We start from the raw sequence: 11,748 nt of genomic DNA on the forward strand, positions 1-11,748 counted from the left end.
CAACAAAATTCGACAAACAATGTGCAACTCATGTCAAACAAATAGAACAAAAAAAAGAGGGCAATTGCCCTCTCTTATATGGTTTGTAAAACCTAAGCTTTGATGTAAGTTTAGGTTTTTGAATTTTAAATAACTAAAAATTTAATGTGTGTATAAATTATCTCAATTTAGGATAATCTGCAGGACTTAACTCGTGCATTACATCATAAATAGCCTCAAAGATATCTTCTACAGATGGTTTTGAAAAATAATCACCATCAGTACCATAAGCTGGTCGGTGTGGTTTTGCGGCTAGTGTCTTAGGTTTGCTATCTAAATATTCGAAAGCATTTTGCTCATTTAATATTTGATCTAAAATATATGCCGAAGCACCACCTTTTACATCTTCGTCAATTACCATTACTCTATTCGTTTTGGCAATACTCTTTACAATATCATGGTTTAAATCGAATGGTAATAAAGATTGAACGTCAATAATTTCGGCATCAATACCAACTTCTTGTAGTTCTTTTGCGGCTTGTTCTACTAAACGTAACGTAGAACCGTAAGATACTAAGGTAATATCTTCACCTTCTCTAATTGTTTCAACAACTCCTATTGGTGTTTTAAACTTGCCAATATTGTTAGGTAATTTTTCTTTTAATCTGTAGCCATTTAAACATTCAACGACTAAAGCAGGCTCATCACTATCTAGTAATGTATTATAAAAACCAGCGGCTTTAGTCATGTTTCTTGGTACCAAAACATGGATACCTCTAATAAGGTTTATAACACCTCCCATTTGTGAGCCAGAATGCCAAATACCTTCTAGTCTATGACCACGAGTTCTTACAATTAAAGGAGCTTTTTGGCGGCCTTTGGTTCTGTAATGTAAAGTAGCTAAATCATCGCTCATAATTTGAAGCGCATACATAATGTAATCTAAGTACTGAATTTCTGCAATAGGGCGTAAGCCACGCATTGCCATACCTATTCCTTGTCCTAATATTGTCGCTTCTCTAATGCCTGTATCAGAGACTCTTAGTTCTCCGTGTTTTTCTTGAAGTCCTTCTAGGCCTTGATTAACATCTCCAATATATCCTGCGTCTTCTCCAAATATTAAAGCTTCTGGGTAGTTGCTAAAAATCGCATCAAAATTTTCTCTTAAAACCACACGACCATCTACTTCTTCTGCATTAGCATCGTAGGTTGGAAGTATTTCAGATTGGTTTAAAGCATTAAGTTTGGATTCGCTGTGTAAATGCGAACTGTATTTTTGTTGTACAGAATTGATATAATTGTTGATCCAGTTTTGAAGATTTGTTTTTGCAGGAGATGATTCTGCTACAACATAACGTAATGCTTTACGGGCTGCGGATAATAAATCTCTTCTTAACGGTTCGTCTATAGCTTCTAAATCGTTCTTTAGTTTCTTTATAAATACACCATTTGAACTTGTAGAAGCCAATTGGTCTAATAAACCAAGTACTTCTTTGCTTTCTGCATAAATAGGATTTATAAATGCAGACCAAGCGGCCTTTTTACCTTCTCTAACGGCTTTTTTAATCTCTCGTTCTAAGGAGGTTAACTCTTCGTCTGTAGCAATGTTATTAGCAATAATCCATTGACGCATTTGCACATTACAGTCGTATTCTGCTTCCCAAGCTAAACGTTCTTGGTTTTTGTAACGTTCATGAGAACCAGATGTAGAGTGCCCTTGTGGTTGTGTTAACTCTTGAACATGGATCATTACTGGAATATGCTCTTTTCTTGAAACTTTTGCAGCACGTTGGTAAGTGTCCATTAACTCAGGATAATTCCAACCATTTACTCTAAAAATCTCGTATCCTTTTTCGTTTTCATTACGTTGAAAACCTTTTAGTATTTCAGAAATATTTTCTTTTGTAGTTTGGTGTCTTGCATGTACTGAAATGCCATAATTATCATCCCAAATGCTAATCACCATTGGTACTTGTAAAACACCTGCGGCATTTATAGTTTCAAAGAACAAGCCTTCACTTGTACTAGCGTTTCCAATGGTTCCCCAAGCAATTTCATTTCCTGATTTAGAAAAATTAGTCGCATCAATACCTTCAACTTGTCTGTATATTTTTGAGGCTTGTGCTAAGCCTAAAAGTCTAGGCATTTGTCCTGCTGTAGGAGAAATATCTGAACTTGAGTTTTTTTGTTCCGTTAGATTTTTCCAATTGCCATTTTCATCTAAACTATGAGTGGCAAAATGCCCTCCCATTTGTCTACCTGCAGACATTGGTTCTTCTTTTAAATCTGTATTGGCATACAATCCAGCAAAGAATTGCTCAATAGTTAATTCGCCAATAGCCATCATAAAGGTTTGGTCTCTGTAATAACCAGATCTAAAATCTCCATTTTCGAAGGCTTTAGCCCAGGCAATTTGTGGAATTTCTTTTCCATCACCAAAGATGCCAAATTTAGCCTTACCAGTTAAAACTTCTCTACGACCAAGTAAACTACATTCTCTACTTGTTACAGCAAGTTTGTAATCGTTTAATACTTCTGCTTTAAAATCGTCAAAAGTTATTTCTGTTTTGGTGTTAGGATTGGTCTTCATGAAGGTAAAAATTTATATAGCGAAAGTACAAAAATTAAAAATTTTATGCAACAGCATTTGACGTTATAATATTGCGATATTGTTAGTAAAATATAAATATTGATAAGAATATTCTAAAATATTCAACAATTTTAACTTTTCAATAAGAATTTGTTAATACCATTTTCGTCTAAACAGACCTAAAAGTACTTGAGGATCTATAGTGAACATAAAGCGGATACGTTCGTCGTAATTTTGTTCTGCGATTTCCCAACCCAAGTTAGAGTAAACTGGAAAATAGATTTCAAAATAGTCTTCTACAAGATTTAATCTAATACCAGAATCGTAAACAAATTTTGGAGAGTTGTATTTGTTTTTTACGAGGCCTGCATCACCATAGGCTTGAATATATCTCCAAATAGAGGTACTAAAATTAGCCGTTGTCATCCATTGGTTGGCAAATGGTGTCTCTAATTGCGATTTAAAACCACCTTCTGCAATTATAATTTGTTGGCTAAACAGACCAGAAGCTTCAGAGCGTCCTAAATAATTTAAATCAAATAGGTAGTCTGTTGGTCTATCTAATGCGAAACTAAAGTAGTTAGAGCTAGGATCAGAATTGTTTTCTAAAAAGAAACCTGCAAAAAATCTAAAGTTGATATTTCTATTGCTTTTTGTGAGTTGTCTAAATTCGTAATTAATTGAGAGTTTACTGAATTTGTCTGCTATTTGAAGATCGGTATTAAACTTAGAGTAATTAATAATGCCTGGATTAGATTGTGTATACCTCAAATTAAAGACTCCATAATCGGGTTCATCTAAAACAGTAATAGCATTCTCACCAAATTCTCGGTCAATACTTACATATCTGGCCATAATTTGGTCTATCTTATTGGACCTAAAATTAGAATCATCCCTAAATTGAAAAGTGATAATTGGACGAATTCTTGTAAAAAAAGCATCTTGACCTAAAGATTGGTAGCCTGCAGTAATACCATAAGTGATGTCAAAAAGATTTTTGTTCTCTATATTATGAGTGTAAAATATAGAGGTAGACCCTGTAAGTGCTCTAGATTTTGTAGCGTATTGAGGTGAGAAGCGATAATTTAATCGTTTTCTTAAAATAGTTTTATTATAAATCTTTGTGCCAAGTGTTAAACCATCATAAATGTTATTGAACTCAACTAAGGGCATAAAAAACACCTGATTGTAATTAGGGTCTTCAATATCTTTAAATAAGCGAAACTGTAATGGTTTATTATTTAAAAAATTACCTTTTAGAGTTTTATAATTATCGCGCTGATTGTATTCTGGAATAACATTGTCGTGATCTAATACAAATTTCTCAGTGCTGTCTTTAGGCAATGTGATGGTTTTAGTGTCTTTAATGTTTTCTACCCATAACTTACCTATAACAGAATCGTTTTTTAACTTAAACAGCGATATAGGCATTGAGTTATCTCTCTTATTCTTTAAGGTTAATTTTATAGAGTCTTCAGTAGTTTTTATAGACTTAATTTTAAAATCGATTTTTTTTCTGGTATTAACGTAGTCTGTAAAAAACCAATCAATATCTTTTGATGTTTCAGCTGTAATGAAAGTTTCAAAATCGCTAATTGTAACTGGTTGTAGTTGGTTGTTTTTTAAAAACGATGTAATACTTTGAGATAAATCAATATCGTCAGTAAACTGATCTAAATAATTAAGGCCAATTCCGGCTTTGTATTTTCCTGCAATATTGGCATTAAATTTTGTTAAAGAGTCTTTTGAGGTTGTTAAGGGCTGATCTAGGTTTTTTCGTGCAATTTCCATAGAATACAGAAAGTACTGAAAGTTAAAATCTAAGTCCGAAGCATGAAAAGACTTAATACCCCAAAAATCGGCTAAAGTTCCTAATAGTTTTACATCAGGATAGTTGTCTTCAACATATTTAATTAAATAGTAGATTTGAAGCCCTTCACTTAACCAATGTTCTTTTCTTGGATTAAGTAATAGTGTATTGTCAATGTATTTTTTTAAAGCTGTTTTAACTAGTTTTAATTCGTACTGAAAATCTTTAGGAAAAGGTCTAAAAAAAGCGGGTAATTGATTAAGACCATAGAGCGGGTTTTTTTGATAATCGATAGAAGATACTAATAATTGCTTATGAGGATATTCTCCAAGATGTTTAGTGAGGTACCGTGTAATCTTGTCGGTTAGTAATGCTTTGGCGTGATCTTGTAGTCCTTTTTCCTTAATGTTAGAAATTAAAATAAAGTCATCTGTTTGTACAAAGGTATATGGAGGAAACTTATGTAATGATAAATAGGTGTCAATACGATCTTTACCACTAAGTATAGTGGTTTGGGTTTTGTTATTTGTTTGGGTGGCATTAAAATCTAATTCTGAAGTGACCTTGTAATTCCTAGGATGTGTAATACTTAGTGTTATATCGGATTTAGGGATGAATAAATCGTCTAAGTTTTTATTGCTGTAATACTGCCATTCGCCATTATAAACGGCAGGTGTGATATACCAATATTTTAAATCGAAATCTTTAGTTTTAGAAACACCATAGCCTGTAAAAGTAGCATCTGGTATTAAAAGCTGATAGTTAAGGTGTATAGTATAAGAATCATTAGGTTGTAAAGGGGTTTTAAGCACCACCTTAATGACATCTACATGATTTTTTAAGCGGTTATGTTCTAAGGAATTGTTCTTGTTGTCTCTAATAGCTGTTATTAAGGTAAAACCACGTTGCTCATTTTTTGCTAAATGAAATTTTGTGCTAAACTCTTCTTCAAAACGTTGGGCTAATGGTGTAGATTTACTAGAGTAACTATGGTTCCAATCATTAAGATATATTTCTTTTAAAACAGTGTTAGATTCGTTTTTATAAACAATAGTCTGAGATATCGTTATTGTTTTTGTTTCTACATCTACACTAGCATTAATATCCATAGCATTTTGAGCTGCAATACTGTAGCCAAATACTATTAATAAAGTCGTTATGATTAAGTTTTTGTTCAATTAGAAATAATAAATTTTATAGGGTTTGAATTACTGTTATCTATGTTTGCATAAAACAATCCGGTTTGTAAATCAGAAATATCGAAGTGTTGTTTAGCTTCCGAACTCATTTGGAATAGTTTTACTTTCTGACCTAGATTATTATATATTACTAAACGTTGGTTATATAACTCAATATTATTGATATTAATTGTGAGGCTGTGATTTATAATTGTTGAGTCTAGGTTAAAACCAGACGAAAATCTAAAATCCTCTACACTTAAAAAAGTAGCATCTGTTTCTAATGATAAGGTAACAGGTAGGTGATCGCTAAAACTGTGTAACGCATTCCTTAATTCATATGAAAATTCAGAACCAGTGGTTTCACAATCTGATGAGTTTATAGATTTATTCCAGCAAGAAATTAATCCGTTATTACCATACGCCTGATAAGAACCTGGAACATACGTTATATTTGCTGTACTTATCATATTGTCTGAAGTTAGAATAAAATCAAAACGATCATCAAAACCACCTGTAGCTCCACCTAAGCCGGTTTGTGTACGTGTAGATTGTGTAAATACATCAATATAATCGGTGTTATTGTGCCAACTACCTACGCGATTTACAGGATCTACAAATGTAATGGTATTACTTTCATTTAATAAGGTTTGAAACGCGGCTTCGCTAGACGTATATAAATTTAAATCTCCGCCTAATAAAACATTAGTGTTAGCTGGTAAAGTCTCTAAATAACCTTCAAGATCTTCAATCATTTCGAAACGCTTTTGTGCATTATAGGTTCCGCTAGACGCTTTTAAATGACCAATAATAATATATATTTCTACAGGATCTGTAGTTTGATTTATTGTTTTTAATTGAATCCGATAGACATTAAAATCTCTTAAATAAGTGGGAACAATAATTTCGTCTTCAATAGTAAATTTTGAACTGTCGTAATATAAAAGATTCTGTAAATCATTTTGATTACCTTCAGTATCATCAGAAGTGTTAGAAGTGAAGGTTGCCATTTCATAATTAGAGTTAATAGCGATCTTTGTTGTATTTAAAAGAACCATGGCTCCGGTGATATTGTTGAGCTCACAGACTAAAAATAAATCGGGTTGATAGTCAGATAAAATATAAGACAAATCATATATACGATTAGGAATCGTATTTTCTAAGGGATAATTTAATAAATTATAAAACATCACTTTAACTGTTTCTTGAGCAGAAACAGTTAAAGTGAATAAAGTAATTATAAAAAAACCTACGATTTTTTTTTTCATAGCAAAGAAGGGATTCTTCAAAAAAAAATAAGATTTTCTTAGAAATTAGGGCTAAGGTCGTACTCTTTATAAAAGTTGTTTAATATTTCTATAACTTCATCTCCAGAGTCAACAAGGTGAATAAGGTCTAAATCTTTAGCACTAATATTTCTAGCATCTAATAAAGTTGTTTTTACCCAATCCATTAAGCCGCCCCAAAAATCTTTTCCAACTAAAATAATAGGGAATGATTCAATTTTATGAGTTTGTATTAAGGTTATCGCTTCAAAGAGTTCGTCTAAAGTTCCAAATCCGCCAGGCATAACTACAAAGCCTTGAGAATATTTTACAAACATTACCTTGCGTACAAAGAAGTAATCAAAGTCTAAGCTTTTATCATTGTCTATATAAGGATTGTCGTGTTGCTCAAAAGGTAATTCTATGTTTAAACCTACAGAAGTTCCGCCAGCAATATGAGCACCTTTGTTACCAGCTTCCATAATACCTGGACCACCACCTGTAATAACACCATAGCCTTGTTCTACAATCTTTTTCGCAACTTCTTCTGTGAGTTTATAATACTTATGATCTGGTTTTGTTCTTGCAGACCCAAAAATTGAAACACATGGTCCTATTTTGCTTAGTTTTTCATAACCATTAACAAACTCTCCCATGATTTTAAAAATTGCCCATGAGTCGTTTGTTTTTATTTCATTCCAACCTTTATTTTTGTTTTCTGTTCGCATATTGTTTAAATAATTTATTATAGCATTATAAAAGCCATATAATTATATGGCTTTGTCTGATTTTTTGGAAGACCAAATTTAAGTTAAAATGAACGAATTATTTGGCTATTAACAAAAAAATAAGCGTATAAATGAAAAACTCATACGCTTAAAAGTTAAGATATTTAAGTAATTACAGTGGTTTTCGTCCTGAAATAATATTATACAATATAACTATTATAGCAATAACCAATAGTATATGGATAAGGCTGCTGCTGCTCATTCCTGGAATAATATCGAGAAGTCCTAATAACCACACAACGATACAAATTACTGCTACAAGCCAAAGAATACTTTTCATAATTATAGATTTTAATTGTTAGTTAAATAAATTTATACAATTAAAATGCTAACGCTTACAGTTTTAATCTAATGCGTTAAAAAAAATATGAAATACGTCAGAATTATGAAGAATTGTAAGAATTTACATTAGTTCTTTCTTCAAAAACTTTGCAGTGTAGCTCTTTTTATCTTTTATAATTTGCTCAGGTGTACCTTTGGCTACCACTTGTCCGCCAGCTTTTCCTCCTTCGTAGCCAATATCTATGATGTAATCTACTGTTTTTATCACATCTAAGTTGTGCTCAATAATTAAAACGGTATTGCCTTTATCTGCCAGTTTATTAAGGACTTTCATTAAGACTCTAATGTCTTCAAAATGTAGGCCAGTGGTTGGTTCGTCTAAAATATAAAAGGTGTTTCCTGTGTCTCGTTTACTTAGTTCTGTAGCTAACTTAATACGTTGAGCTTCACCTCCAGAAAGTGTAGTGCTTTGTTGACCTAAAGTAATGTAACCCAAACCAACATCTTTAATGGTTTTAAGTTTTCTATGGATTTTAGGAATGTTTTCAAAAAAATCAACGGCTTCTTCAATCGTCATATTTAACACATCACTAATTGATTTTCCTTTGTAACGAATTTCTAATGTTTCTCTATTAAATCGTTTACCTTGGCATGTTTCACACTCGACATAGACGTCTGGTAGGAAATTCATTTCAATAACACGTAAACCACCACCTTGGCATGTTTCACAACGTCCGCCTTTAACATTAAAGCTAAAACGGCCTGGTTTGTATCCGCGAATCATCGCTTCGGGTATTTTAGCAAATAAACTTCTAATCTCATCAAAAGTCTTAGTGTAGGTTGCAGGATTACTTCTTGGAGTACGTCCAATTGGTGATTGGTTAATGTCAATGACTTTATCTAAATGTTCCAACCCTTTTATACTCTTATAAGGCATTGGTTTTTTTACTCCATTAAAGTAATGTGCATTTAGAATAGGGTATAGGGTTTCGTTAATTAAGGTAGATTTTCCACTTCCTGACACTCCAGTAATACCAATCATTTTACCTAATGGTAGTTCTATGTCTACATTTTTTAAATTATTTCCTGTGCAGCCTTTTAATACCAATTTTTTACCATTGCCTTTTCGTCTGGTTTTTGGAATTTCAATTTCCTTTTCACCATTGAGATAAGCAGCGGTTAATGTGTTTTGTTTTAGCAATTCTTTTGGCGTGCCTTCACTTATAATTTCTCCACCATGTTTACCTGCAAAAGGACCAATATCTATAACATGGTCTGCACGTTCTATCATATCCTTATCGTGTTCAACAACGATTACCGAATTTCCAACATCTCTAAGAGACACTAAAGAGTTAATTAGTTTTTCGTTATCGCGTTGGTGTAAGCCAATACTTGGTTCATCTAAAATGTATAATACACCAACCAATTGCGAGCCAATTTGAGTGGCTAGTCTAATACGTTGTGCTTCTCCACCAGAAAGCGATTTTGAACTTCGGTTGAGTGATAAATAGGTAAGTCCGACATCTAATAAAAACTGAACTCTGCTTCTAATTTCTTTTATGATTTCAGTTGAGATTTGTTGTTGTTTGCTTGATAAGCGTTCTGTTAAACCATCTAACCATTCGCCAAGTTCAACGACATCCATTTTTACTAATTCGGCAATGCTTTTGCCATCAACTTTAAAATAAAGCGATTCTTTGCGTAAACGCGAACCTTCACAAACCGAACATTCTACTTTGTCCATGTATTCTTTTGCCCATCGTGTTAAGGATGTGGAATCTGAGTGGTATTGACTTTCAATAAAATTGGCAACACCTTCAAAATCTATTTTATAATCGCGTGTGACTCCTAAGAGTTTACTTTCTACTGTAAATTTATCTTTACCACCATGAAGTATAATTTTTTTAGCGTCTTCAGGGATGTCTTTCCAAGGGTCGCTTAATGAAAATTCAAAGCGTTGTGCTATAGTTTCAAATTGTTTAAAAATCCAGCTTTTCTTTTGAGGTCCATGTGGTGCTAAAGCTCCATTTTTAATGGATAAGGATTCGTTAGGAACTAGTTTATGATCGTTTACCACATATAATTCGCCAATACCATTACAGTTTTGGCAAGCTCCTTTTGGTGAGTTAAATGAAAAATTATTTGGTTCAGGGTTTGGATATGAAATACCAGAAGAAGGACACATTAAATTCCTACTAAAAAAGCGCGGTTCGTTGGTGTCTTGGTCAATAACCATTAATACATCTTCTCCATGATACATGGCTGTATTTATGGATTCCATTAAGCGTTTCTCGTTGTTTTCGTTATCGTCAATCTTTAGCCTATCAATAACAATTTCGATATCGTGGGTTTTGTAACGGTCTAGTTTCATACCCTTTTCAATATCTACAATGGCTCCATCTGTTCTTACTTTAACAAAACCTTGTTTGGCAATTTGCTCAAACAATTCGCGATAATGACCTTTGCGAGAACGCACAACAGGCGATAATATATTAATACGTTTGCCTTTATACGATTCTAAAATAAGGTCTCTAATTTGCTCATCGTTATAGCTTACCATTTGTTCACCCGTTTCATAGCTGTAAGCATCAGCAGCTCTAGCATAGAGTAAACGCAAAAAATCATAGATCTCTGTTATGGTGCCAACGGTAGAACGAGGTGATTTACTCGTGGTTTTTTGTTCAATAGCAATCACAGGAGATAGGCCATCAATTTTGTCTACATCAGGACGTTCTAAACTGCCTAGAAATTGACGTGCATAAGCAGAAAACGTTTCAATATAACGACGTTGTCCTTCTGCATATATGGTATCGAAAGCCAAAGATGATTTTCCACTACCAGACAAACCGGTTATGACCACTAGTTTATCTCTAGGGATAGTGACATCAATGTTCTTAAGGTTGTGAACGCGTGCACCTTTGACTTCAATTGAATCGTTGAATTGGCTCATAAATTATTTAAATCCTCCTGTTGTTTTTGCGAAGTTGCAAAGGTACAAATTATAGTTGTTAATTAATTGTAAAGGTTTAAGCTGTAAATTAAGTCGTGTGGTTTTAGTTATGGTAAAGTAATTGAGCATTTAGAATCTGCTTGGAGAGTAAAAATAGTAGGTGGAGAAAATGTGGCTATTCTGAAGTTAGTTTGGTTAGTGTTGTTATTGGGAGTTTAATCGTGTTGCTGTTTAATTAATCCGCATTTTGTACATTTACCATTACAAAACTAAAACCCAAAAACAATCATGAAAATCATAGGCATTGGTAAGAATTACGTCAACCAAACTTCAGAAATAAGTGCTAATAAAACTGGTGCGCAAACTATATTTACAAAGCCAGATTCTACTTTGGTTACAGGAAATAAAGATATTCCGTTTCCTAAAATTACAAATGAACTGGCTTATGAAGTAGAATTAGTTGCTAAAATAGGAAAACAAGGTAAAGATATTACACTAGAAGATGCCACTTCTTACATTTCAGAAATAGCAGTTGGTATAGATTATACAGCAACAGATGTATTAGCAGCTAGCAGAGAAAATAAAGGACCTTGGGCTTTGGCTAAAGGGTTTGATGGAGCCTCTCCAATTTCAAGTTTTAAGTCTGTTTCCGAATTTTCCGATTTGAATACTATTAATTTCGATTTGAAGATTAATGGAGAACAAAAACAAGTAGGGCATACCAGTCTAATGATTTATAGTTTTGCTGAAATTATTGCTTATGTATCCTTATTTATGACTTTAGAGGAAGGTGATCTTATTTTTACAGGAACACCAGCAATGGGGAAAGGTTTAAATCATAAAGGCGATCATGTGCAAGCGTCTATAGAAGGTGAGTTGCTATTAGATTTTAAATTGGTTTAATTG

Annotated in this window: 7 protein-coding genes; 1 reads left to right on the forward strand and 6 read right to left on the reverse strand. The window is 33.0% G+C overall.

Features of this window, described 5'->3' with window-relative positions; all coding sequences use genetic code 11:
* Positions 1-157 precede the first annotated feature (157 nt).
* From ABD730_RS08395 to uvrA, 6 genes are all read right to left on the reverse strand, one after another.
* The gene (locus ABD730_RS08395; RefSeq protein WP_344713889.1) at positions 158-2,569 is read right to left on the reverse strand and encodes an alpha-ketoacid dehydrogenase subunit alpha/beta; all 2,412 of its coding nucleotides are present in this window, start codon (positions 2,567-2,569) and stop codon (positions 158-160) included.
* Positions 2,570-2,722: 153 nt separating this feature from the next.
* Positions 2,723-5,557 carry a gluzincin family metallopeptidase gene (locus ABD730_RS08400; RefSeq protein ID WP_334470916.1) on the reverse strand — a complete coding sequence of 945 codons (2,835 nt, stop codon included), beginning with the start codon at positions 5,555-5,557 and terminating at the stop codon, positions 2,723-2,725.
* Complete coding sequence (locus ABD730_RS08405; protein ID WP_334470918.1) at positions 5,554-6,825, reverse strand: hypothetical protein; 1,272 nt, start codon at positions 6,823-6,825, stop codon at positions 5,554-5,556. The genes ABD730_RS08400 and ABD730_RS08405 overlap by 4 nt, the downstream gene beginning before the upstream one ends.
* A 38-nt stretch (positions 6,826-6,863) precedes the next feature.
* On the reverse strand, positions 6,864-7,550 hold the full coding sequence (locus ABD730_RS08410) for an LOG family protein (RefSeq protein ID WP_344713892.1): 687 nt from the start codon (positions 7,548-7,550) through the stop codon (positions 6,864-6,866).
* Positions 7,551-7,722: 172 nt separating this feature from the next.
* Entirely contained in the window at positions 7,723-7,890 is a 168-nt protein-coding gene (locus ABD730_RS08415; protein WP_344713894.1) for a lmo0937 family membrane protein, read from the reverse strand.
* 123 nt (positions 7,891-8,013) lie between these two features.
* Positions 8,014-10,842: an excinuclease ABC subunit UvrA gene (gene uvrA, locus ABD730_RS08420; RefSeq protein WP_344713896.1), complete on the reverse strand. Its 2,829-nt coding sequence runs from the start codon at positions 10,840-10,842 to the stop codon at positions 8,014-8,016.
* Positions 10,843-11,130: 288 nt separating this feature from the next.
* Between uvrA and ABD730_RS08425 the strand changes: the two genes are divergently transcribed.
* Complete coding sequence (locus ABD730_RS08425; RefSeq protein ID WP_344713898.1) at positions 11,131-11,745, forward strand: fumarylacetoacetate hydrolase family protein; 615 nt, start codon at positions 11,131-11,133, stop codon at positions 11,743-11,745.
* The last annotated feature ends 3 nt before the right edge of the window (positions 11,746-11,748 follow it).

Origin of the sequence: Winogradskyella damuponensis (assembly GCF_039538385.1) — a bacterium.
Classification (GTDB): domain Bacteria; phylum Bacteroidota; class Bacteroidia; order Flavobacteriales; family Flavobacteriaceae; genus Winogradskyella; species Winogradskyella damuponensis.

Bases quoted from the DNA above. Each gene is read 5' to 3' on its own strand.
- ABD730_RS08395 (WP_344713889.1), bottom strand. From the start codon at position 2,569: ATGAAGACCAATCCTAACACCAAAACAGAAATAACTTTTGACGATTTT.
- ABD730_RS08405 (WP_334470918.1), bottom strand. From the start codon at position 6,825: ATGAAAAAAAAAATCGTAGGTTTTTTTATAATTACTTTATTCACTTTA.
- ABD730_RS08410 (WP_344713892.1), bottom strand. From the start codon at position 7,550: ATGCGAACAGAAAACAAAAATAAAGGTTGGAATGAAATAAAAACAAAC.
- ABD730_RS08415 (WP_344713894.1), bottom strand. From the start codon at position 7,890: ATGAAAAGTATTCTTTGGCTTGTAGCAGTAATTTGTATCGTTGTGTGG.
- uvrA (WP_344713896.1), bottom strand. From the start codon at position 10,842: ATGAGCCAATTCAACGATTCAATTGAAGTCAAAGGTGCACGCGTTCAC.
- ABD730_RS08425 (WP_344713898.1), top strand. From the start codon at position 11,131: ATGAAAATCATAGGCATTGGTAAGAATTACGTCAACCAAACTTCAGAA.